The organism is Dactylosporangium sp. NPDC050588, assembly GCF_040654975.1.
Classification (GTDB): Bacteria; Actinomycetota; Actinomycetes; order Mycobacteriales; family Micromonosporaceae; genus Dactylosporangium; species Dactylosporangium maewongense.
In genome coordinates this window covers 37,318-59,218 of record NZ_JBFAJA010000088.1, presented here as the reverse complement: position 1 = coordinate 59,218, position 21,901 = coordinate 37,318, and the positions used below count along the sequence as shown (strand labels likewise).

At 68.7% G+C, this 21,901-nt stretch carries 20 protein-coding genes and 1 pseudogene; 6 read left to right on the top strand and 15 right to left on the bottom strand.

Annotated elements, in window-relative coordinates:
• A partial coding sequence (locus AB0I21_RS45260) for a ricin-type beta-trefoil lectin domain protein (RefSeq protein ID WP_360570292.1) occupies window positions 1–572 on the top strand: 572 nt, incomplete at its 5' end.
• A gap of 1,216 nt (window positions 573–1,788) precedes the next feature.
• Here the strand turns inward: AB0I21_RS45260 and AB0I21_RS45255 are convergent.
• The 8 genes from AB0I21_RS45255 to AB0I21_RS45220 all read right to left on the bottom strand — a co-directional run bounded on the left by AB0I21_RS45255 (window position 1,789) and on the right by AB0I21_RS45220 (window position 7,380).
• A complete protein-coding gene (locus AB0I21_RS45255) occupies window positions 1,789–2,013 on the bottom strand; it encodes a hypothetical protein (protein ID WP_360570290.1) in 225 nt (74 codons plus the stop codon).
• Between the two features lie 331 nt (window positions 2,014–2,344).
• Window positions 2,345–2,611 carry a hypothetical protein gene (locus AB0I21_RS45250; protein WP_360570288.1) on the bottom strand — a complete coding sequence of 89 codons (267 nt, stop codon included), beginning with the start codon at window positions 2,609–2,611 and terminating at the stop codon, window positions 2,345–2,347.
• A gap of 424 nt (window positions 2,612–3,035) precedes the next feature.
• Window positions 3,036–3,755, bottom strand: coding sequence for an RICIN domain-containing protein (locus AB0I21_RS45245; RefSeq protein WP_360570286.1), 720 nt, complete (start codon window positions 3,753–3,755; stop codon window positions 3,036–3,038).
• A gap of 25 nt (window positions 3,756–3,780) precedes the next feature.
• Window positions 3,781–4,329, bottom strand: coding sequence for a hypothetical protein (locus AB0I21_RS45240; protein ID WP_360570284.1), 549 nt, complete (start codon window positions 4,327–4,329; stop codon window positions 3,781–3,783).
• Between the two features lie 237 nt (window positions 4,330–4,566).
• Window positions 4,567–5,370: a methyltransferase domain-containing protein gene (locus AB0I21_RS45235; protein ID WP_360570282.1), complete on the bottom strand. Its 804-nt coding sequence runs from the start codon at window positions 5,368–5,370 to the stop codon at window positions 4,567–4,569.
• 201 nt (window positions 5,371–5,571) lie between these two features.
• On the bottom strand, window positions 5,572–6,441 hold the full coding sequence (locus tag AB0I21_RS45230; protein WP_360570280.1) for an alpha/beta hydrolase: 870 nt from the start codon (window positions 6,439–6,441) through the stop codon (window positions 5,572–5,574).
• Window positions 6,434–6,715 carry a hypothetical protein gene (locus AB0I21_RS45225; protein ID WP_360570278.1) on the bottom strand — a complete coding sequence of 94 codons (282 nt, stop codon included), beginning with the start codon at window positions 6,713–6,715 and terminating at the stop codon, window positions 6,434–6,436. The genes AB0I21_RS45230 and AB0I21_RS45225 overlap by 8 nt, the downstream gene beginning before the upstream one ends.
• A gap of 56 nt (window positions 6,716–6,771) precedes the next feature.
• Window positions 6,772–7,380 carry an RNA polymerase sigma factor gene (locus AB0I21_RS45220; RefSeq protein WP_360570276.1) on the bottom strand — a complete coding sequence of 203 codons (609 nt, stop codon included), beginning with the start codon at window positions 7,378–7,380 and terminating at the stop codon, window positions 6,772–6,774.
• A gap of 685 nt (window positions 7,381–8,065) precedes the next feature.
• On the opposite strand from AB0I21_RS45220, the pseudogene AB0I21_RS45215 reads away from it, so the two are divergent.
• A pseudogene (locus AB0I21_RS45215) lies at window positions 8,066–8,209 on the top strand (IS5/IS1182 family transposase); the annotation flags it as partial.
• Window positions 8,210–8,235: 26 nt separating this feature from the next.
• Here AB0I21_RS45215 and AB0I21_RS45210 read toward each other — a convergent pair.
• From AB0I21_RS45210 to AB0I21_RS45185, 6 genes are all read right to left on the bottom strand, one after another.
• On the bottom strand, window positions 8,236–9,273 hold the full coding sequence (locus tag AB0I21_RS45210; RefSeq protein WP_360570274.1) for an aminotransferase class V-fold PLP-dependent enzyme: 1,038 nt from the start codon (window positions 9,271–9,273) through the stop codon (window positions 8,236–8,238).
• A gap of 516 nt (window positions 9,274–9,789) precedes the next feature.
• Window positions 9,790–10,254, bottom strand: a complete 465-nt coding sequence (locus AB0I21_RS45205; RefSeq protein WP_360570272.1) for an ester cyclase — start codon at window positions 10,252–10,254, stop codon at window positions 9,790–9,792.
• A gap of 435 nt (window positions 10,255–10,689) precedes the next feature.
• A complete protein-coding gene (locus AB0I21_RS45200) occupies window positions 10,690–11,619 on the bottom strand; it encodes an NADP-dependent oxidoreductase (protein WP_360570270.1) in 930 nt (309 codons plus the stop codon).
• Between the two features lie 578 nt (window positions 11,620–12,197).
• Window positions 12,198–15,182 (bottom strand): BTAD domain-containing putative transcriptional regulator, encoded by a 2,985-nt coding sequence (locus tag AB0I21_RS45195; protein ID WP_360570268.1) that lies wholly within the window; start codon window positions 15,180–15,182, stop codon window positions 12,198–12,200.
• Window positions 15,080–15,484, bottom strand: coding sequence for a cyclic nucleotide-binding domain-containing protein (locus tag AB0I21_RS45190; RefSeq protein WP_360570298.1), 405 nt, complete (start codon window positions 15,482–15,484; stop codon window positions 15,080–15,082). The genes AB0I21_RS45195 and AB0I21_RS45190 overlap by 103 nt, the downstream gene beginning before the upstream one ends.
• Before the next feature lie 81 nt (window positions 15,485–15,565).
• On the bottom strand, window positions 15,566–16,072 hold the full coding sequence (locus AB0I21_RS45185; protein WP_360570266.1) for a cupin domain-containing protein: 507 nt from the start codon (window positions 16,070–16,072) through the stop codon (window positions 15,566–15,568).
• A 165-nt stretch (window positions 16,073–16,237) separates the two neighbouring features.
• Between AB0I21_RS45185 and AB0I21_RS45180 the strand changes: the two genes are divergently transcribed.
• From AB0I21_RS45180 to AB0I21_RS45170, 3 genes are read left to right on the top strand one after another with little or no spacing between them, the layout of a single operon-like run.
• Window positions 16,238–17,749 (top strand): FAD-dependent monooxygenase, encoded by a 1,512-nt coding sequence (locus AB0I21_RS45180; protein ID WP_360570264.1) that lies wholly within the window; start codon window positions 16,238–16,240, stop codon window positions 17,747–17,749.
• Between the two features lie 11 nt (window positions 17,750–17,760).
• Window positions 17,761–18,597 carry an alpha/beta hydrolase gene (locus AB0I21_RS45175; RefSeq protein ID WP_360570262.1) on the top strand — a complete coding sequence of 279 codons (837 nt, stop codon included), beginning with the start codon at window positions 17,761–17,763 and terminating at the stop codon, window positions 18,595–18,597.
• Between the two features lie 39 nt (window positions 18,598–18,636).
• Window positions 18,637–19,287, top strand: a complete 651-nt coding sequence (locus AB0I21_RS45170) for a TetR/AcrR family transcriptional regulator (RefSeq protein WP_360570260.1) — start codon at window positions 18,637–18,639, stop codon at window positions 19,285–19,287.
• A 108-nt stretch (window positions 19,288–19,395) separates the two neighbouring features.
• On the opposite strand, the gene AB0I21_RS45165 is transcribed toward AB0I21_RS45170, so the two are convergent.
• Window positions 19,396–20,646, bottom strand: coding sequence for an ROK family protein (locus AB0I21_RS45165; protein WP_360570258.1), 1,251 nt, complete (start codon window positions 20,644–20,646; stop codon window positions 19,396–19,398).
• A gap of 62 nt (window positions 20,647–20,708) precedes the next feature.
• Here AB0I21_RS45165 and nagA point away from each other — a divergent pair, with 62 nt between their 5' ends.
• Window positions 20,709–21,881, top strand: coding sequence for an N-acetylglucosamine-6-phosphate deacetylase (gene nagA, locus AB0I21_RS45160; RefSeq protein ID WP_360570256.1), 1,173 nt, complete (start codon window positions 20,709–20,711; stop codon window positions 21,879–21,881).
• Window positions 21,882–21,901 lie beyond the last annotated feature (20 nt).

Genomic DNA, 21,901 nt, shown 5'->3' with positions numbered 1-21,901 from the left:
AGCAGAAGCGGACCGGCGGCACCATCACCACCGCCAACCACTTCAACGCCTGGGCGAGCCTCGGGCTGAACCTCGGCCAGCACGACTACCAGATCATGGCCACCGAGGGCTACCAGAGCAGCGGCAGCTCCAACATCACGGTGAGCGAAGGTCCGGTCGTCGGTCCCACCACCTCGTCGCCCCAGGTCCCCTCGGGCAATGCGAAGCGGATCGTCGGCGCCCAGTCCGGCCGGTGTATCGACGTGCCGAACTCGTCGACCACCAATGGCACGCGAGTCCAGCTCTACGATTGCCACGGCCAGAGCAATCAGCTGTGGACGCACACGTCGAGCAGGCAGCTGACCGTGTACGGCAACATGTGCCTGGACGCCGCAGGTTCTGGCAACGGCTCGGCGGTGCAGATCTACAGCTGCAACGGACAGGCCAACCAGCAGTGGAACGTCAACAGCAACGGCACCATCAGCAACGTGCAGTCCGGCCGCTGCCTGGACGTCTGGGGCACTGCTAACGGCCAGCAGGTGCAAATCTACGACTGCAACGGACAGGCCAACCAGCGTTTCAGCTTGAGCTGATCGGCTGTGCTGACGACGGGGTGACGGCAGGACCTGCCGCCACCCCGTCTCGCCGTTCTCCTCAACCTCGGACCGCCAATTTGACGACGCCACACGCGGTCGAAGTGTCCCGGCACCGTGACGGGTTTGGAGCGGACGGCTGTAGTGCTCGACACCCTGGCCGACCGCCTCCAAGCCGACACCGTCACCCGCGGCACGGTCGCGTGAACGCCGGACTTCGTGGGCACGTACGCGACCAGGCCCTGACCACACCGAACGTCGCCATCAACGAGGACAACCGGGGCACGCTGCACGACATCAACGACGCGCTGACGCAGGCCGAAGTCCTGGGCATCTCGGCCGCGAACCGCTGGACCTGGCCACCATGTGGGGCGAACCGCAGCGGCCTCGACGGTCTGGGAGATCCTGCGCGAGGCCGGCATCGACCCCACCCCGAACCGGGCCGCCACAATCTAGGCGGACTTCCTGCACTCGCAGGCCGAGGTGCTGCTGGCCGCAGACTTCATCGAGACGGACACGCGCACCGACACCCGGATGTACGTCCTTGCGGTCATCGGGCAGGCCAGCCGCCGCGCCCGGATCTTGGCGCAACCGCGCACCCCACCGACGCGTGGGGGTAACCCAAGCCGCCCGCAGGTGTCACCTTCACACGACGATCGGCAGCTGACCGAGCACTGTCGGCCATGAGTGCGCGCAGGCTTGGCGGACGCCAACTACGCAACGTCACCTGCAGCGCCGACGACGTCCAAGACGAAGCACAACGCGTTCGATCATGTCCGAGCTGACATGACCACCGGCGAGCGGAGCACTCCCAGGAAGATCACCGTACGGGCGTTCGTGTCAAAGATGTGTCACAACCATCCACAGTGGACACACAGATTTGGCGAATGAAGACCGTCGGGCCACCGCGCCGAGCCGCACCTTGCCGTGCTGCCACCGTGATCGGATGCACTGATCTCGGCTACTTTGTTCCCGATCACGAGCAGCGCCGGAGCCCCGTCGCTGACCGTGACGGGCGCTGGTCCGTCGCTCCGCGCATGAACGGCGGCAGATCCGTAACCAAGGTTGCCCGGTTGGCCTTCGTCGAGCCGGCTTGGGCAGGTGTTTGGCGGGCCGACAGCCTCGGCTGTCGTCGTCTCGCCTACTGGCTGGAGTTGGTCTGCAGCCGCGTCGTCTCGGCGGCTCGACCCGGTCGTCGTGGCCGGCTGGTGCTGCGTTACGGGCCGGCGCCGGCGGTCGCGAAGGAGTGCACGTAGGTCAGCGCCGCGCTCAGGGAGGCGCGCAACGGCCGCGTCGTGCTCATCGTCTGTGACAGCAGGCTGCCGCCCTGCAGGGCGGCAAGCAGGGCCAGGGACAGATGGTCGAGGTCCGCGTCCGTCCGCAAATCTCCGCGGTCGCGCATGGCCTGCAGGCCGTTGTGCAGCAGCCCCTGCCAGCGCAACAGCGAGAAGCTCAGCGAGCACGCCGGGCGACCGCCAACGACGGTAACCGTACGGTCGTACGGGCAAAATCGCGTGTCATGACACGATCAGAACATCCATAACAGTCAACACAAAAGGCCAGCTGAGCTGGCCTTTGTCACCCGGTCGGGACGGCGGGATTCGAACCCACGACCCCTTGACCCCCAGGTCGTCGGAGGCCCCAGCGACGTGCTCAAGCACGTTCTCCCAGGTCACCACAAGCATAAACCGGCCGAGTAAGGGATCCACGCATCACCTCACCGCCGGATCCGGGCTATCGTCCGGAACTGGCGTTTGTCGTTCGTGCCGCGCTCAGCGACTCGGCGGGCGGGGTGAAGTCCTGTGCGATGAGTCCCACAAGGTCGTCGGCGGTTTGCCGCCGGTACCTGGCTGGTGGAGGGGCAGGACGGCGACGATGTTGCGCACGTGCGCCATGCCGCCGTCGCTGGACATGGCGGCGTTGACGCCGACCGCGTCCTGGACTTCGGGATGCAGGCCGTAGCCAGTGAGGGTGTCGACGACGTACTGCCGGACCCGGTCGGCGGCCGGGCTCCCGGTGACGTAGACCTCCTGGGCCATGCGTAGCACGTGCTCGAGCGCGCGGCCGGCGGAGAAGTCGGCGGCCGACGCGGAGGCCTGCGGAGGCGACGGCGGCGACACCGAGGGCGGCGACAGCGGCCAGGACGATCAGGGCGCCGGCGGCGACGAGCGGCCCTCGGGAGAGAGCGGCAAGGCGCCGGTCAGGCGTCCTTCTCGAAGAGGAAGACGAAGGCAAGGTGGCGTTCTCCTGGAACCGCGGGGTGATCCGGATCGCGCCCGCGTGCTGGGTCCCGAGCCGCTCGGCAGTGCCATGAGCGTGCGGCCACCGGCTGGATCGAGTCGTTGGCCTCCAGCGCGTGCAGAACTCGTCCGAAGGCTGGCAGCGGCCAGGCGCAAGCCCTTGGGCGAGCGACGTGGTGCGGGTCCAGGGGGCCCGGACCCGCACCACGGGTGTGTTGCTGGATCAGGCGCCGCCGACGCCGAACGCCTTCGGGCTGAGCAGGAAGTGCTGGGCGTTGTTGCGGGCCTGCAGCGCCTGGCGCTCGGCCGGAGTCGCGTTCGCCGGAACCCGGCCCACGAACGGCTGCTGCACGACGGCGCCGTTCGCCTGGACCTCCATGTTCAGTCCACTGAGGACGTTCTGCACGAACGGCACCTGTACGTCGCCGACCCGGACGAACACCTGGCTCGGCGTGCCGTCGCAGGGCCGCAGTTCGAACGCGGCACCGGCCTGTTTGGAGTCGCCGACCACGTCGATGCACAGGGCACGGACGCCCGGCTTGCCGAACGTGGGCTGGAAGACGAAGCTGACGCCGCCTGAAATGGGCTTGCCGTTCTGATCGAACTTCTTGCTGTTGTCGAAGGTCCAGACCTGCGACTCGGGCGTGTCCTGCGCCTGGCCGATGCGTGGCTTGGCGACGATCCGCGCGCCCGCGTTCGCGCCGGTCGGCACCAGTAGATTCTTGGTGCCCTGAGGCTGAATCACCCGATCCTTCGCCGGTGGCACGTCCCCGGGCGCCGCGTTCGCGGTGCCGGCGAGGCCGGACAGCAGACCGGTGGCGAGCGCCGCGCCGGCGACGACGGCGAAGCCGCGAAACATATTGGTGTAGTACATGAATTTCTCGCTTTCGTTATGGCTTGGAATGGTGCCGATGCCGTCAGAACACGCACGCCGGCACGGCATGGTTCAGGATCCGCGTACCGGACGGCTACTTCTTCACGACGGGCTTGCCATCGGGCCGTACGACGGACCAGTTGCCGCCGACACCCTCGCCGAGCGTGTCATCCGGGGACTGGTCATTCTTGAACAGGTACAGTGGCCAGCCGTCCAGCGTGACCTGCGTGAACCCGTCAGCGCGCGTGACCGTGCCGACCAGGTTCGTATCGACACCGCTCAGCTGCACCGGCGTACCGTCGGTGAGCAGCGGCGGCCAGACGATCAGGCAGTCCTCGGCGCAGTTGACCTTCGACGGCCGGTTCTCGTCGGCCTCGAAGCGGTACACGATCCGTTCCTTGAATCGCACGACGTCCGCCTCGTTTCCGGCAACGGCTGCTTTGCCGGCGGTCAGACTGATCTTTTCCCGCACCGGCGGGGGGACCTGTTGCGGTGCGGGCTGGCTGAGCGTGCTGTCCGGTTCTGCGCCCGCGGAGGCGGACGCTGTCGCCGAGCCGGCCTGGGTCTGGTCGCCGGACGAGCCGCAGGCGGCAAGGCCGCCGAGGGCGACGGTGAGTGCCAGGACAGCGGTCAGGGTCTTCATTGCAGTTCTCCTGTTCTGCGGAGCTCTCGATCCGGTCGGCTCCGCACTCGGTCATGTGTTGGTTGCCGGTTGGCCGCCGTGAGGCGGCCACGCCCACCGATACCGCTGGGGCGATCCCCCGTCTGGGCTGCCCAAGCCGACGACCTCGGCCATCTGCAGCGGCCGAGAGATCGGGCATGGGGCAGCCCTGCGCGGCTTCTGGCTCAGGAACCCCAGGGCACCCGACCGGCTCGGCACTCAGCGTGTGGTGTCGAGGCGCAGTAGGGGCGCTGGCTGGTAGTCGGTGGCGATCCTGGTGATCGGGGGGTCGAGCGGGACCGGGTTGCGTCGGGCGACGACCCGCACGTAGCCGAGGGTGCGGCCGGCGTCGGTGCTGATCGCGTCGATCTCGACGGCGTTGCCTGGGTTGACGAGGTGCTGCCAGTCCAGCCAGCGGCGCCAGCCGTCGGGCATGGTGTCGGCGGTCGACACCGTCACGATGCCGGTGCGGTCCCAGTGGTGGCGCCACCATTCGGCGCTGTGCAGGCACCACAGGCTCGGCTCCCACCACTGTTGCAGGTGGTCGGGGACGCCGGTGGTGAGCTCCTGGATGAGGCCGGCGCCGGCGATGGCGATGGCGCCGCCGGGCTGCACGAAGCGGGCCAGGTCGGCGAGGTACAGGTCGTCGGTGCCGTAGTAGACGTAGGAGTCGATCGACACGATGGCGTCGAAAAACCCTTCTGCGAACGGGAGGTGACGGGCGTCGGCGTGGATGGGGTACAGGCCGGCGGCGACGCCGGCGTCGCGGATGCGCCGCAGGTTCTCCGTGGCGGAGAACCACAGATCGGTGGCCCAGACCTGCACGCCGTACTCACGATGGAGAAAGATCGACGAGGCGGCCCGTCCGCAGCCGAGGTCGAGCACCCGCATGCCAGGGCGCAGGCCCAGATCGGCGGCGAGCCATTCGGTGAGCCACAGCGGGTTCGCGCCGCCGCTGGCGGCGGCGCGTAGCCAATCCGGTGAGTAGGCGTTCGATCGTGGAAAGTCCGGCAGGTTGGTCATGCGGTGTCTTTCTCCGGTTGGAGGGATTCGGTCGGCGACCAGCACTCAGGCGCGAACGCGGCGGCGAAGTCGCGCGGCGCGGACCGTCCCGGCGCGGGGCAGTGCGGTGACGATGTGCCCGTCCAGGTCAGCGGCGAGGGCAGTGGCGATCTGCCCCGCAGGGCGTCGGCCTGCTCGATGATGCCGATGAGCGAGCGTGCGTCACCGGGTCGTCGATGACCGGCAGAAGTCATCGATGATCCGGCCGAGTTCAGTGGGTTTCGTCAGTGGCAGCAGGTGGTTGGCGTCGGGAATGGTGGCGATCGTGGCGTTGGGGATCAGGCCGGCGAGACGGGCGATGAGGCGGTGGACCGTCGGGTGGCTGGCACCGCCTTGGATCAGGAGCACGGGTGGGTGCGGGTGTGCCAGGGTTGCCGGGTCGAAGGTCCATGCGTTGATGGCGGGCGATTCCTGGGTGAACAGGTACCGGCAGCGGTTCACCGCGTCCTCGACGACGTCGGCTCCGAGCGTGGCGGTCATGACGGCGCGGTGGTCCGCTCCGCACACCAGGGTCATGAACGTGTCGAACGCGGCAGGGAGGTCACCGCGGGAGACGGCCGCGATCGCCGCGCCGATCGCCGGCCCGAACTGGGCGCGGAGCAGCTCGTGGTCGACCGGATCGGCAAGCGCGGCCACCAGCGGTGGCTCGCAGAGGCTGAGGGTGCGGACCAGGTCCGGGTGCGTCATGGCGAGTTGGAGCGCGACAGTGCAGCCCGATGAATGCGCGACCACGTGGGCGGGCGCGACGCCGAGGTGCCGAAGCAGCGCGGCGGCGTGCTCGCTGTGGTCGCTGACGGTAAGCCCGTCCGGCACCGGTGCGTCGGTGTACCCGGCGCGGACCAAGCGGATCACGCGGTTGCCGTGCAGTGCCGGGTCGGCGGCTAGCGGCGTGAACCAGTCGGCGAGCCCACCGCCGTGGAGCAGCAACATGACATCGCCGTCACCACCGGAGTCGGTGTAGCTGAGTTCGACGTCGCCGGTGCGCCACCGGATCAGTTCCGGGCGGACATGCGTGGAAGCGGTGTCAGTCATGGTGGTCCTCCTCAGGATGTTGGGTCGTACGGTCGGTCGGGTAGAGTCGGATTTCGATGCCGTCGGGGTCGTGCAGGCCGGCGAGCACCGAACCGCCCGGGTGTCCGGTCACGACGCCGCCGTGTGGCCGGCCGAGCTCGACAGCAGCTTCGACGGCGGCGGGAACCGGTGCCCATACTTCTTCCCGCCGCAGAATTGCGTCGACATCAAGCGCTGTCAGGCGGATCGGGTCCTCGGCATGTGCCGATTCATGCATGTCGTGGTCCTCGCCCACGTGGCTCCTCGCTCCGTGCCGATGTTCCGATTCACGTGAAGTACGGGCAGAGCGGCTCAACCGGTTCGGGCATGGCGCCGCAGCCCGCTCGATTCCGCATGCGCCTCGGTGTCATCCCGCAGATGAGTGAGCAACGCAGCAAGGCGCTTCTGCGCACGAGACGTCCGACTCTTGACCGTGCCGACCGCGATACCCAGCCTTGCTGCGATCTCGGTCTGGCTCAGCCCGCCGTAGTACGCCAGCTCCAGCACCTTCCGCTCGTCGGGGTGGATCTGATCGAGAGCTTGGCGCACCTGCCAGACCTTCCATGCCGTGTCCAGCGAAGGCCCCTCGAGCTCAAGCTCACCGTTGACCGACCACGCGTCGTCGTATGGGACCTGGGATGAGCTGCGATGTTGCCGACGGTAGACGTCAACCGCAGCTCGCCGCGTGATGGCGTACAGCCACGGCTGCAGACCACGGGTGGCGTCGAAGGTGGCCGACGCGCGCCACGCCTGCACAAACGCCTGCTGCAGGGCATCCGCCGCCAGGTCGCGATTTCCGAGCAGGCTGAACGCGGTTGCGAACATCGGTCCGGAAAACTGGCGATAGGCTTCGATCACTGCCGCCTCGTCGCCGTCGCGGAAACGTTCCTCGAGCGATCGTGCATCTAATGTTCTAGTCATACTCCATGCGCCACAGATGGCTTCCCGCCATTCTTGGCGCCGCCCCCTCGCTTCGTAGTTGAAGGAATACCCTCAACGCTCCGGAAGGAGCTTTCGCCCCGCTTTCACCTCGCTTTCGCCCCGCTGCCGACGCGCCTTCACGCCACTCCCACCGGTTCCCATTCATGCCTTCTGGTTCCGTGATCGAGGGCGCGATATCAAAGCGTGATGGCGGCGGGTCGGAATGACCGGTGAAATGCACCGAAACCAGTGCGCCATCGGTCCCCGTGACGCATCACAGGGCAGATTTCCACCGGATGGTCCAGCCCGCCGCCTTGACCGGTGGGTCGAGGCTCATGATCGCGAGGTAGACACACTGAGCGCGGCGGCTTCGTTGAGGCAGTGACCCGGGGCGCGGACCGTCAGGCCCCCGAGCCTGTCGCAGACGACCGGCCGTGCCGGGCGGGCCTGGATCTCCGGTGGTCAGATCCTTGGCCGGCAAGAGATGACCATGTCGTCCAACCCGGACAATCGACGCTGCCGCTCGCGGACAATCTGTGGCGTGATCTCACCCTCGGGCACTGATTCCAGGACTCGCTTCGTGAGCCGCTGCGGCAGACCGCCATCACCGGTCGGTCACAAACCCGCGCACTGGACCGCCCCACCAGCCGGCCGGCCCGTCGTCGACTCGTTCGCCGGCGGGCGCGTCGCTGACCCGGCCGGCTGCCTCGTGAGGGCTGCGCCAGCACTGCCCGGCTCGATCTACAACCTGACCGCGGCCCGGGCCGACAGCATCATCGAAGCGCTGACCAGGGCGCGCATGATGACCTTCGCCGACCTGGGCCATAGGCCCTGCGGTCGGTGGGATGCCCCTTGTCAGCTGGTCAGCGCGTCAAGGGCCAGGTCGACGTCGGCCTCGGTGGAGTAGAGGTGGAAGGAGGCACGGACACGGCCGGCGCGGACCGCCGCCCGCACACCGGCGCGTTGCAGCTTCTCCTGCGCGCCCGGCACCTCCACGGTCACGATCGCGCTGTCGCCGGGTGGCCGGCCCAGGCCGGTGAGGAACCGGTTGGCCAGGGCCACGTTGTGCGCGTGAACCGCCTGCATGCCGATCTCCAGCAGCAGTTCCAGGGCCGGAGCGGCGCCGACCCAGCTGAACCAGGCCGGGGAGATGTCGAACCGCCGCGCGTCGTCGGCGAGGCGCAGCGGTGGGCCGTAGTAGGCGGCGTGCGGGTCGGTACCGGCGTACCAGTTGGCCGCGTCGGGGCGCATCCGGTCGCGCAGGTGCGGTGCGTAGTAGGCGAGGGCGACGCCACGCGGAGCCATCAGCCACTTGTACGCGGCGACGACGATCGTGTCGGCGAGCCCAGCGTCGAACGGGAGCCAGCCGCACGCTTGGGTGGCGTCGACCGCCACAAGGGCACCGTGCGCGCGGGCGGCGGCCACGATCTCCTCGTACGGGGCGATCGCGCCGTCGGACGACTGCACCAGACTGAACGCGACGAGATCGGTCTCGGCGTCGATCGCGTCGACGAGACCGGCCAGCGGGACCGTGCGGACCCGGACCCCGCGCTGCTCCTGCACCAGCCAAGGGAAGAGGTTGGAGGTGAACTCGACCTCGGGGACCACCACGGTCGCCCCCGCCGGCAGCGCCGCCGCCACCGGGGCGAGCAGCTGCGACGCCGTGCTGCCGACCGCGACGTCCTCCGCAGGCACGCCGACCAGGTGCGCGAACGCGGCGCGGGAGCGCGACGTGGACGTATCCCAGCTCTCCCATGCCGTGCGCCCCACTCGCCAGCCGGCGAGCGCCTCCTGCAGGGCCTCCCATGCCGGGTCGGGCGGCAACCCGTAGCTCGCGGTGTTCAGCCAGCCCGGGGAGGGCCGCCACAGCTGCTGTGCCTTCACGATCTCCACTCCACCAACAGTAATCAGCGCGGTCTGCGGCGAGCAGTGCCAATTCGCCGCCTCTGGATTTACGCCTGCGTCACGGTAGGACAGCAACGACGCTTCCGACTGGGAAATCGGGTTCGGTCCGCTGCGGTCTTACCGGAGGCATCGCCCTACGTCGGCCAGGTCACCCCCGCACGGGTGGGACCTTGTCGATCGGTGGCACGAGTTCGGTGCCGGTGCGGTTGCCGCCGGTCAGTGAGCACCTGCCGGTCCGGCACTCACGGCTGTCCCGGACGCCGCGGATCGCGCTTGGGCTGTGGCAGCAACGGTTCGATGGGCTGCCACAGCCGGTCCGGCACGATCCACGGCGGCTCACCGCGTCTCACGGCGGAACAGGAACGGTCATCCTCCACAGAGGACGGACGACGTTGGTTCAAGATTTGTCAGGGCCTACGGCCAGGCCCGTCACTTCCACTGCCGGGAAACGGAACCACACCCGACGGCGATGTTCCGTCCGCCCGGGGGTTACCCGCCAGGACGTCATTGCGCGCGGCGGGCCCGCCGACGGGCGATGGCGGAGCGCAGGAGGTACGCCGGCGTCGGCGGCACCCATCCGAGCTGCAGGGCGGTGCCGAGGTCGTCGCGGTTCGCCCAGTGCTCGACGACGAGATCGTCGGCGACGCGGAACCAGTGCGACTGCGTGCTCGCGAACGTGCGCCCGGTCGGCGGGAACACCTGAGTGACCGAGCCGTCGGCACCGTATTTGACGAAGTTGCCGGTGTGGCGACCGTGCATCGTCGTGTGCAACGCCACCAGGTCCCCGGCTGCGGCGGTGTCGTGGATCTCCCAACGCAGGTTGCTGTACGCGGCGCGCAGCCACAGGGCAGTCGCGTAGTACGCGCTGGGGCCCCTGCCGCGGCTGGCGGGCGGTTCGTCCTTGGCCTCCCGGTTGGTGGCGTCAGGATGGACCAGCCGCGTGAAATCGGCGAGGTCGCCGGTGGCCATCAAGTGGACGCTCTCCACACAGATAGCGGTCAGGTCTGCCATTGGGGGTATCTCCTGTTCGATACAGATGAGTCAGGTGTTGGCCGACTGTCGGACGGTCCTCCGAAAGGTGCTCTTGCCAGCGGTACGCACGCACGGACGCGGCCGGTTCGAGTCTGTCGGCCTCAATTTGGGGGCAGATCAGGCGCCTGCCGATCAAACCGCGGTCGTGGCGACGGCCAGGGCCGCTACGGGCGAGCGGCGGTACGATCGCCGTACGGAGGAGACGCACTTCGCGTGGCCCGACAGCCGGGTTGTGCAGGATGGGCGGCGTCGTGGCCGGCAGGCCGTCGGCGGTGGCGATCATCCACATCGGCAAAGATCTGTCGTTGAGCCGGATGCTCACCCGGAACGGTCCGCTTTTGCCATCGGCTGCAGCGCGGGCGGTGTCTGTTGCTACGGAACGACTACGAGATGACCTCTGACGCTTCCTGCCGCGAACCGGTCGTGCGCCTCGGCGACTGCCGCTAGAGCGAACGTCTCGGCGACGCGCGGAGTCAGATGTCCCTCATCCACCAGAACGGCGAGCTCCGCCAGGCGCTCGGCATCAGGCTTGGCCCAGACGGTTCGCACCCGCACGTTACGACCTGGCTTCGGCTCACCGCCGATGACCAAGGCAACGAACCTGCCGCCGTCCCTGACCGCTTCCGCTGCGGCGTCCCTCAGGACGGCCGTGTCCACGACGCCGTCGACGCCATCCGGCGCCCATTCGCGGACCGCGGTCGCCAGATCGGCGCCACGTGGAATGAAGTGCTCCGCTCCCATGCTTCGTAGCGTCTCCTCGTCGGAGTCGCGGGCGGCGGCCGCCACGCGCAGACCACGGTGCCTAGCGAGTTCCACGACGAAGCCACCAACGCATCCGGCGGCGCCCGTCACCAGGACGGTGGCCCCCTCGGGCACGTCAAGTGCCTGTAGCGCCTGGTCGGCGGTCAACCCGTTGAGCGGAAGTGTGGACGCCTGCGCCAGGGACGCCCGACGGGGTACGTGCACGACGTGACCGCGGTCGAAGACGACCTTCTCCGCCTGCGCCGCGTAGAGGGCAGCGAGGGGCCCGCAAACGCCCATCACCTGATCGCCCTCGACGAAGTCCGTGACCTGGGCTCCGACCCGTTCGACGACACCGGCGGCTGATCGGCCGAGGGCGTAGTGGTCGAGCTCGGCGAGATAGCCCGCGAGCTCCCCGGACCGGATGTCCAGGTCGACGGCGGTCACCGGCGCGGCGGCCACCCGCACCAGGACCTGCCCCTCACCGGCCTCCGGTTCCGGCAGGTCGGCGACCTCCAGCACTTCAGGGCCGCCGAAGGAACGTACAACAATCGACTTCATCTCTGTCTCTTCCGTGGCTGTGTGGTAGGAGCTCCGACCCTCGTGGCCGCCGAGTAGTGGGCCGGTGGTCAGAGCAGGGCTTGTATGTTCGGCGACCTCGGTGAAACGGGGCGGTCTGTGCCAGGCGACGCGGTCAGGGGCGCCCCGATGTTGGACCCCGCGCTGATCTCCTCGACGACGATCCGCCCTTCGCGCAGGGCCTCCGCTGATCCGTGGGCTGGTTCGCTGAGGAATACGCTCGGTTCGCCGCGCCGGTTCGCCCGGCCGCTTCGGTGGGCCCGTGTCTCGGTGCCGGGTCGACAGCCGCCCGCCGACCTCCATCTGCGGGTGATGAGATCCGGGCTCATCCGGAAAGGGCAGACAGCAGTAGTAGGCGGGTTCGGTCGGTTCGGGATGCTGCAGCGGACCAAAGCCAGCGGGTATGGCCGAGTTCAGCGGTGCCGGTGTCCGGCAGCGCGGTCACCGCCCAGTCGTGAACACATGGGCCCCTTCACCCCGTCGGCGCAGCTGCGCCGTTTGCAGCCGCGAAACCGCCTCTGAACTGCAATAAGATCCAAGGTGGAAGTGCGGCTGGAGTGTCAATACGACTCGATAGGGCGGGAACTTGGCCGCTCGTCGTCGACCTTGACGTCATCCAAGTCGCGATTGATCAAGTCCACCACTGCGCCAACCGGCGCGCCGGTCCATCGGAGTCGGATCTCTATCGCGAGATCGCCGAGCCGGGCCTCCGATCGGGCGACCGCCTGCCGCAGCCTGTCCGGATCGACGCCGGGAGAATCTCGCGCCGGCGATGTAGTGACGGCCGAGTCAAGTGCGACCGCGAGTTCGTCCTCCCCTTCGTCGCTGTACACGGGAATCATGAAACGAAGGTGAATCCAGACCCGGAACTGGTCGCCTACGCCCTGCCAGTACCGGACGGCATCTGCCCAGTGCGTGATACGTTTCCGCCCGGAAGAAAGGTTCGCCGCCACGCTGGCCATGCCACTGCGCGCAAGTGTGACAAGAAACCTCGCCCCGATCGGGGAGGCCAGAGCATGACAGCGTTCGAAGCTGGCAAGAGCAGACACGGGATTGACCAGGGACCTGGTCTCCCCGGCGACAAGTTCCACTGCCGCACGGGCGGAAGGGCCAGGAAGGCTGGCGACTGCGGAAAAGCTTCGGCGCAGCCACCGCTTGCTACCCATCGGTTGCGCCATGTTGCAAAGTACGGAAGTCATGCCCGCGGCAGTAACAGTCTCGCCCCATCGATTTCCGACTGCCCGGGCCAACCGCCACCCGCGGTGCAGGGATCGCAGGCTTTCAGCGAAATCGCCGGCCAGCAGCAGCAGCATGCCATGAGCCCACCAGATCAACGGGGTCAGTTGAGCGTCAGGGTCCGCAGTCCGGAGCGCTTCCGCGATCAGGCGGCCCGCGGGCTCAACGGCACCGCGTGCCGCACTTCCCATCGCTGCGGCCGCGAGCACAATGGGCCGCATCGGGTGCCCGTTACTGCCAGGAAGCTGGCTTGCGGCCTCGGCCCATCCGCGAGCCTCGTTGTCACCTCTCAACTCGGTGTGCAGCCACAAGGCGGCGGACAGTCGCAGCGCCAGGTCCGGGTCGTGCCGACGGGCCCAGGCATGGGTGGTGCGCAGGTCATTCGCGGCTTCCGACAGCTCGATGAACTCGTTGTCGTCAGCGAGGCCGAGCCTGGCAGCGCGTTCTTCGGCCCAGTTCACGACGAACCGGGCGTACTCCTGCCGGAATTGATTCGCCTCGCCGGCGGCATCGAGTCGCTCCTCGGCATACTGCCGGATGATTTGTAGCAGTTGATGGTGGCGACGCCCACTACCGCTCTGCCGATCGTTGAGGACGAGGGACTTCTCGACCAGCCGCGCCAGCACGGGCAAAACGTTCTTAGCCGTCAGTTCTCCGTCAGCGCAGACGCTCGTGGCCCAGGACAGCGGAAACCGGGACGGAAACACCGCGAGACGACGCAGGAGGCGCTGCTCGTCGGGGTCCAGCCGTTCGAAGGACCAGTCGAGGGTGGCTCGTAGGCTCCGGTGGCTCGCCCGTTCAGCCCGCCGTCCGCTGGCGAGCCCCAACAGGTCCGCCGCCGTCGCGACGGCAGGCAGCCCCAGACTTGCGGTTTGAACGGCCGTCAGCTCGATCGCGAGTGGCAAGCCGTCGAGCCGTTGACAGATCGCTATCACCAGGTCCCTCACCGCCGGATCGCGTTCGTTGACGGGGCTGCCGGCAGCGTGGACGCGGTTCAGGAACAGACTCACCGACGGTGATTCGGTGGCACCAGGGCCATGCCGGTCCCGGACCGGGAGCGGGAGCGGCTGCAGGACGAGGACGTGTTCGCCGTCAACGGCGAGACGCTCACGGCTCGTGGCGACCACGCGCACATGGGGGCAAGAACGTACGACGGCCGCCAGGGTTTGGGCCACCGCCTCTATGACATGCTCGCAGTTGTCGACGATCAGGAAGATGGATCGTGCACGCAGAGCGGTGATCAGCGCGTCCTGGGGTGTTGTACGAGATGGATGTGGAATGTCAATCGCGTCCAGAAACATGTTCACGACTGCGGCTGGATCTGTCAGAGCGGCGAGTTCCACCCGCGCGATCTGTTGATCCGTGGGGAGACGGCCCGTCCACTCCGTTGCCAACCGGGTCTTACCGACTCCACCCGGCCCGACGAGCGTTACGAGCCGCGACCGGGACAGCGCCTCCGAGATCGTCTGCAGCTCGTCCTCTCGCCCGAAGAATGCGCTGACGGGCACCGGTGCCGTCCGCAGGCGCGCGGTAGGCGATGCTTGGTCCGGTGTGCTCCCCCGGCGAGGCTGAACCTCCTCCTCGCGCAGGATCTCCACGTGCAACGCCTGCACCTCGACCGAAGGCTCGCTGCCGAGCCCTTCGGCGAGCACCCGGCGCAGGCGTTGATACAGGGCCAAGGCCTCGCCGCGCCGGCTGCCGTTTGCCAAGGCCCGCATGGCCAGTGCATACGGTCGCTCTCGGAAGGGGTCGGTCGCGATGAGTCCTTCAGCTTCTGCTGCCGCTTCGGCCCACTCGCCGATGGCTACCATCGCGGATATTCTGTCTTCGAGGGCGCGTAGCCGCAGTTGTTCCAGACGGACGGCTTCGGCTCGGGCGAATGTGTCGGCGAACTCGGCATAGGCGCGGCCCCGCCAAAGTGCGAGAGCCTGGTCGATGCCTGCCAGAGCCGCCCGCGGCGCCGACGGCATCAGGTCTCGACACTCTCGAAGGCCTGCCTCGAAGACATGAGCGTCTATCGCCGTCGGCGCAACGTCAAGCCGGTATCCGGGTGGATGCGTGAGCAGATGGCGCCCCGCCGCCCCGAGCAGGGACCGGATACGGGATATTTGCGCGTGTAGCGCGGATCGCGCGTGTTGAGGGGTAGGTTCTCCCTCCCACACTGCCGCCACCAGCGCGTCCACAGACACGGTCGAACCGGGTTCGATCAGAAGCCGAGCCAACACCGCACGCTGCCGCCGACTCGGAATGTGGATCGGGGTACCGCCGATCCCGACCACGAGAGGGCCCAGAACGCGAAACTTATCCATGGGCACCGCCATCTCGAAACTGCCATCCTGTTGGAATCGCCCGACTCATGCTCGTCGTTTCGGCAGCCACCGCACGGACAACGGTCGCCAGGCTGCTCCTGGCCAACGGCGGCGACGTCGTCCAACATTGTGACGGTGGCTGACCTGGGCAGCCCGTCCAGCGCGGACACGTCGCCGATCCGGGTGTCCGGGCCGCAGATCGCGAGCACGACGTCGTTGCCGTCCGGGGTGTGGGCGCGGACCTTGACGTGGCCGGAGTGCAGCAGGGCCGCCCAGTCTGGATTTTCGCCCTGGTGGCACAGCGATTCGCCGCCGCCGGCGCCGGACGCTGCCGTCGAGGTAGGCCTGGCGCTCGGCGGCGGTCAGCCGCGTCCAGAACTCCGTCATGTCGTGCCGAGGCCGTACCGTTCGATGACGCCGGCGAGCCAGTCGGGCTCGGCGAACCGCAGCCCGTAGCGGTCGGCGAGGGCGGGGCCCCGCACCGCGGCGGTCTCCGGGTCGCCGATCAGCTCGCTCACCTCGCGGAAGAAGTGCTCGAACCCGGCCGGGCTGATGATCTCAATCATGCGCGCGGGCACGCTGCCGGCGTTCCACATCGCGTGGTACTCGCCGCGCGGCTTGGTGATATAGCCGCCGGCGCCGAGAACGACCTCGCGGTCGCCGGAGCGGAATCCGATCTCGCCCTCGAGAACGATCGAGAACTCATCCTCGAAGCTGTGCAGGTGGGGCGGGACCAGGGCGCCGACCGGGAACGGGTGCTCGACGACCGACAGCGCGCCGCCGGTGTCGTGGCCCCACAGCTTGAACTGCACACCGATGGCGCCGAGATCTCCGGTCCGGCCTTCCCCGGGATGGACGACGGTCAGCGGTGGCGGGTCGGGTGGTGTCATGCGATCTCCAATATCAGTAGACACACTGTACGGCGAAATGATGGGACCGGGTTGAGGAGACGTCAACCCGTTTGAGCGCTCCGCCATATTGACTTGACAGCGTGTCCGGCGAACCCCGACAGTGTTATTTCACTGTACATGCTGTCGTCTGAAAAGAGTCCCGACATGACACACCATGACGTCGTCGTCGTCGGTGCCGGACCGGCCGGCCTGGTCGCCGCCTCGCAGCTGGCCCGGCACGGCCTCGACGTGCTCGTGCTCGACAAGCGGGCCGGGGTGTCCACGCTGCCCCGCGCCGTGGGAGTGACCGTCCGGCAGATGGAGATCTTCCGCGGCTGGGGACTGGAGGAGCAGCTGCGGGCCGGGACCGACGACGTCGAGCTCGCCCTCCTGCAGACCCGCACCGTCGCCGACGCCGGGGACGGCACCCGTGTGCCGATCAACGTGCCCGACCTGGCGCAGAGCGCCGTGGTCAGCCCCACGTCCTCGGCCCGGGTGCCGCAGGACCACCTCGAGCAGGTGCTCGCCGGCCACCTCGCCCGCCTGACCGGCCGCCCGATCCGCCGAGGCACGGAGGTCGTCGGGATCAGCCAGGACGAGGACGGCGTGCGGCTCTCGGTCCGCCACGGCGGCGAAGCGGGTGAACCGCTCAGCGCGGCATACGTCGTCGCAGCGGACGGCGCGTACAGCCCGATCCGCGAGCATCTGGGCATCGGGTCCGTGGGGCCGGACGGGCTGATGCGCGGGATCAGCGCCGAGTTCCGTGCCCCGCTGTGGCCAGTCCTCGGTCCGCACCGCTACGCGCTCTACTCGATCAGCCACCCGGACGGCGCCGGCGTGCTCATCCCCTCCGGCGGCGGCACCCGGTGGCAGTTCGGCGTGGTCCTCGGGCCCGACGACGACGCGGAGGCGCTCGCGCACCCCGAGGCCCTCGCGGAGCAGATCCGGCGCGCTTCGGGGCTTCCCGATCTCCCCGTCGACCTCGTGCGCCACAGCACCTTCACGGCCGACGCCAAGCTCTCGACGACGTTCTCGTCCGGCCGCGTGTTCCTGGCCGGGGACGCCGCACACCGGGTCACGCCCCGGGGCGGCAACGGCCTGGCCATGGCCGTACGCGACGGGATCGCGATCGGGTGGCGCCTCGCGTGGGTCCTGCGGGGCTGGGCGCCGGCCCACCTCCTCGACACCTACGAGGCGGAGCTGCGGCCGCTGGCGGCCGCCGACGTCGCCCGGGCCACCGACCCGCAGGGTCACTGCCACGCCGTCATCACCGAACTCCTCCACGACCTCGGCGGGCGCCTTCAGCACGCCTGGGTCGCACCCGGTGCGCCCGGCCGGTCGCCGGTATCCACGCTGGACCTGGTGGGCGACGGGCTGACCCTCTTCGTCGGCGACGACGACTCCGCCTGGCGGACAGCCGTCACCCGCCTCGACCGCGGCGTGCCAGTCGACGTCGTGACAGTGCCCCCGGCCACCGCTCACGCGCTCGGCCTCCACGCCGGCGGCGGGCGGCTGGTGCGGCCGGACGCCGTCCCGGTCGCCGGCTGGTACCGCGTGACCGACGTGTCCCGGGCCGTGGCCGAGCTGCAGCGCGCGATCGACGACGTCCTCGACCGCCCGGCCGCAACACCGGCCGGGACTGCACCATCCGGAACCGATCGGCTCTACGCCCACTGAAAGGCATTGTCATGACCGAGATTCGCAACGCCCTGACCAAGACCCTGATCGACGGCGCCGAGATCGCGTACACCGACTCCGGGGAACACGGCGAGCCGCTCGTGCTGATGCACGGCGGCGGCCTCGCCGACTGGATGACGCCGCTGGCCGCCGAACTGCGCGGCCACCGCGTGATCCGGCTGGTCCGGGCGGGCTACACCGGCGGACCCTTCCCGGACGATCTGACCGTCGCCGACCACGCCCGGCACGCGGCGACGCTGCTGCACCGCCTGGGCGCCGCGCCGGCACACGTGGTGGCGCACTCGTCCGGCTCGGCGATCGCGCTCCAGCTCGCGGTGGACAGCCCTTCCTCCGTGCGCACCCTCTGCCTGCTGGAGCCGCCGCTCGTAGACGCGCTGGCCGATCCGTCCGATGTGGACGATCTGCGCGCGGCCTTCGGCCCCACGATCGGCGCGGCGATGGCCGCGACCGCCCGCGGCGACCACGCGGCGGCGTTCGACGCCTTCATGCCCCTGGTGTGCGGGCCCCGCTATCGCGAGGTCATGGACGAAGTCCTCGGCGCGGCCGTCGTCGACGACGCGGTGAGCCGGAGCGGACCGCTCTTCACCAGCGAGGCTCCCGCGCTCGCCGCGTGGACCTTCGACTCGGCGGTCGCCCGGCCGGTCGTGCTGGTCCAGGGCGCGGACAGCCCACCTCCGGTGCACCGGCTGGTCGCGCATCTGGCCGGGCGGCTGCCGCAGGCAACGGTCGAGACCGTCGAGAACGTCAACCACCTGATGCCGCTCACCGCGCCGGCCACGCTCGCCGCCTTGATCTCGCGAGTCACGGGACTGTCGGACGCAAGTTGAGCAGACTGCCTGTCGGATGAATATGCCATGATAGGCGGCATGGCACCCCGGAAGTACGAGCAGGTCCTTCGCGCCGAGGCCGCGGAGGACACGAGGCGCCGGATCCTGGACGCGGTCGGTCAGTGTCTGCGCGAGGCGCCGACCGAGCAGCCCAGCCTGGGGCGGGTGGCCGAGCTGGCCAAGGTGTCGAGGTCGACGATCTACGCCGACTTCGGGTCGCGGTCGGGGCTGTTCGACGCGTTCGTGGTCGACCTCTGGCAGCGCACCGGTGTGGGCGAGCTCGGCCGAGCGGTGGCCGCCGCCGACGCACGGGACCACCTGCGCGAGGGCATCCGGGCGGCCAGCCGGATGAAGGGTCAGGAGCTGGCGGTCTACCGCGTGCTGCACGCCATGGACCGGCTGGACCCCGAGTCCGCCGGCGGCGCCGTGCGCCACATGGAGACCGACCGGCGCGCCGGCATGCAAAGCCTGGCCGAGCACCTCGAACGGGAGGGCGAGCTGCGCGACGGGCTCACCCTCGACGAGGCGATCGACGCGCTGTGGGTGCTGACCAGCTTCGAGAGCCTCGACCTGCTGGTGACCGGCCGCGGCCGCACGGTCGACGAGGCGATCGACACCCTCGTCGACATGGCCGAGCGAGCCGTCTGCCGGACACCGCGCGCCCCGGCAGCACGCAGCCGGAGCGCCTGAAGTCGAGTCGCGCCGGGACCAGCAAACCACCACGATGCTGAACGGCAGCGGGGCGACGGTGCTACGCCTGCCCGAGACTCCCGCCTCGCCACGTAAGAAAGACCGAGGTTAACGCCTAGGGTGATCTTGTTCGGCCGGCGAGACGGGGCGGAGCGCGGTCCAGGGGTCGTCGAGCAGTGGTTCGAATGCTTTGTCCGCCGCTCCGAGCAGTGTCGGGTGTGCAAGTGTGCCAGTGCAGATGGTGACACGGCCGGTGCGCGCGACGATGGACGAGCGGGAGAGTTCATCGATGATCAGGCGTGAAGCGGCGTGGTGAACTTTGGCCAGTAGGCCGTTTAGGACGATACGTTCAGGGCTGAGGGTGTTGACGAGTCCGACCAGTCCGGCGGCCAGATAACGGGCGGTTGTTTCGATTGCCTGGATGGCTGCGGGCGAACCTGCGGCGGCGTTAGCCAAGACGTCAGCGGTCTGGCCGGTGAGGTCGCCTCGTGGGTCAGCGTTGACGTTGGCGGCGCGCAGTAGCGCGCGGCCGTCGGCGTACATCTCCAGGCAGCCTCGGGCTCCGCAGAGGCATTGCCGCCCGTTGGGCTCGATGGTGATATGCCCAGCCTCGATGGCGTAGCCGGATCCAGCAAACAGGTCACCTCCGGTGACGAACCCGCCGCCGATGCCGGCGTGTTCGCAGTTGAGCGCCAGTAAATCGGCGGCGCCGCGGCCTGCCCCGTAGCGGTACTCGGCGAGGGCGGCAAGACCGCTGCCGCGGTGGATCGTCACCGGCAGATTGGCAGGCAGGTGAGCCCTGAGCAACTGAGCGAAGGGGACGTCGGTCCAGCCGAGGTGAAGCGAGGATGGTACGTAGCCGTCGGCTTCCCGGACAGTTGCTGACAGCGCCACGCTGACCGCGACGCAGCGCTGTCGGCGCATTACACCAATGGCCAGGTCGGCCAATCGCCGCGCCAGGGTTTCGGGTACCACTGCGGCCGCATCCAGTGGATCCCAGGACAAATCGAGCATCCGCTGCCCGAGCCCGACCGTGGCATGGATGATCCGGTCCGGACGTACGTATGCGGCGAACACGGTTGGTCCATCCGGGTGGATCTCGATGACCGGAGAGGGGCGACCTCGCCCGCGCGTCGAACCGGTCTGCGCCTTCTCACTCAGACGAGCGACGCCGAGTGCGGCCAACTCCTCCAGCGCGGTGCCGACGGCACTGCGCGCCAGCCCGAGTTGCTCAGTTGCCTGCGATCGGGTTATCGGACCGTGCCGGTGCAGCAGGGTAACCAGGCGCGCGGCGGCCATCTTGGGCCGGTTCGCGCCACCAGGTGCGGATGGGCCTGACACAGGCTGGACCTCGCTCACCAACTCGCCTCCTCATTATGTACTCTCACAGAATAAATTACCCGACGGAAGGGGACTTGTTCATGATCACTCTGGCTAACGCGCGGGTCGTAACGCCGCTGCGGGTAATCGAACCGGGCTGGATCGTCATCGACAATGGCCGCATCCATGCGGTCGGGCGCGCAGAGCCACCTGCCACCGACGGCCACGTCGTCGATCTCGCGCTGGACTACGTGCTGCCCGGGTTCATCGATCTGCACATGCACGGCGGTGCGGGTGCGCAAGTCACCTCCATCGACCCGGACGAGATCTTGCGCGCCGTAACGTTCCATCGCAGTCACGGAACGACCCGGACGCTGCTGAGCCTGGTCACCTCACCGATCGAAGACATGGTGGCCGCAGCACGCACGATCGCCGACATGATCCACTCGGGTGACCTCGCCTGCCGATCCATGGTCGGCATCCACCTTGAAGGCCCATTCCTCAACCCGCTCAAGCCCGGATCACACCACACCGACCACATCCTCGCCCCCGACCCGGCAGCGCTACGTCATCTGCTCGCCGCAGGTGACGGCACAGTGCGCAGCGTCACCCTCGCCCCGGAACTGCCCGGCGGGATGGATCTGCTGCGTGAAGTGGTCGCCTATGGAGCGGTGGCCTCCGTCGGGCACACCGATGCGACCCACCGGCAGACAACCGAGGCCTTTGCTGCAGGTGCGCGACTGGTCACCCATCTGTTCAACGCTATGCGGGAGTTCCACCACCGCGAACCCGGAACTGTCGGCGCCGCACTCGCTGACGACAGCGTCACCTGCGAACTCATCAACGATGGCCATCACGTCCACGACGACGTGACTCGTCTGGTGCTGGCCGCTGCCGGACACGATCGCATCGCTTTCATCACCGACGCCACCCCGGCAGCCGGCATGGGCAACGGAAGCTTCAAACTCGGGCCACTGCCGGTGCAGTCCCGCGACGGTAAGGTGACTCTGCTCGACGGTGTCACCCACGCCGGTAGCACACTCACGATGGACGCGGCAGTGCGCCACGCGGTGCGCTGCGTCGGCATTCCCATCACGCACGCCGCCACGGCCGCCGCCAGCACACCCGCTCGTGTCCTTGGCCTGGACGAGCGCACTGGCAGCATCCAGCCAGGCAAAGACGCAGACCTCGTCGTACTCGACCAGGACCTTCGGATCCGCGCCGTGATCGCCGAAGGTGTCGTTGTACACGGACTACTGCCCGGTTCCAGGTAGCGCCTACCGGAGCAGTACTA

Coding starts and splice junctions, on each gene's coding strand:
- AB0I21_RS45235 (WP_360570282.1), bottom strand. CDS start 5,370: ATGACCAACCTGCCGGACTTTCCACGATCGAACGCCTACTCACCGGAT.
- AB0I21_RS45230 (WP_360570280.1), bottom strand. CDS start 6,441: ATGACTGACACCGCTTCCACGCATGTCCGCCCGGAACTGATCCGGTGG.
- AB0I21_RS45240 (WP_360570284.1), bottom strand. CDS start 4,329: ATGAAGACCCTGACCGCTGTCCTGGCACTCACCGTCGCCCTCGGCGGC.
- nagA (WP_360570256.1), top strand. CDS start 20,709: ATGATCACTCTGGCTAACGCGCGGGTCGTAACGCCGCTGCGGGTAATC.
- AB0I21_RS45195 (WP_360570268.1), bottom strand. CDS start 15,182: ATGGATAAGTTTCGCGTTCTGGGCCCTCTCGTGGTCGGGATCGGCGGT.
- AB0I21_RS45220 (WP_360570276.1), bottom strand. CDS start 7,380: ATGACTAGAACATTAGATGCACGATCGCTCGAGGAACGTTTCCGCGAC.
- AB0I21_RS45200 (WP_360570270.1), bottom strand. CDS start 11,619: ATGAAGTCGATTGTTGTACGTTCCTTCGGCGGCCCTGAAGTGCTGGAG.
- AB0I21_RS45250 (WP_360570288.1), bottom strand. CDS start 2,611: ATGGCCCAGGAGGTCTACGTCACCGGGAGCCCGGCCGCCGACCGGGTC.
- AB0I21_RS45170 (WP_360570260.1), top strand. CDS start 18,637: ATGGCACCCCGGAAGTACGAGCAGGTCCTTCGCGCCGAGGCCGCGGAG.
- AB0I21_RS45205 (WP_360570272.1), bottom strand. CDS start 10,254: ATGGCCACCGGCGACCTCGCCGATTTCACGCGGCTGGTCCATCCTGAC.
- AB0I21_RS45175 (WP_360570262.1), top strand. CDS start 17,761: ATGACCGAGATTCGCAACGCCCTGACCAAGACCCTGATCGACGGCGCC.
- AB0I21_RS45180 (WP_360570264.1), top strand. CDS start 16,238: ATGACACACCATGACGTCGTCGTCGTCGGTGCCGGACCGGCCGGCCTG.
- AB0I21_RS45245 (WP_360570286.1), bottom strand. CDS start 3,755: ATGCCGTGCCGGCGTGCGTGTTCTGACGGCATCGGCACCATTCCAAGC.
- AB0I21_RS45185 (WP_360570266.1), bottom strand. CDS start 16,072: ATGACACCACCCGACCCGCCACCGCTGACCGTCGTCCATCCCGGGGAA.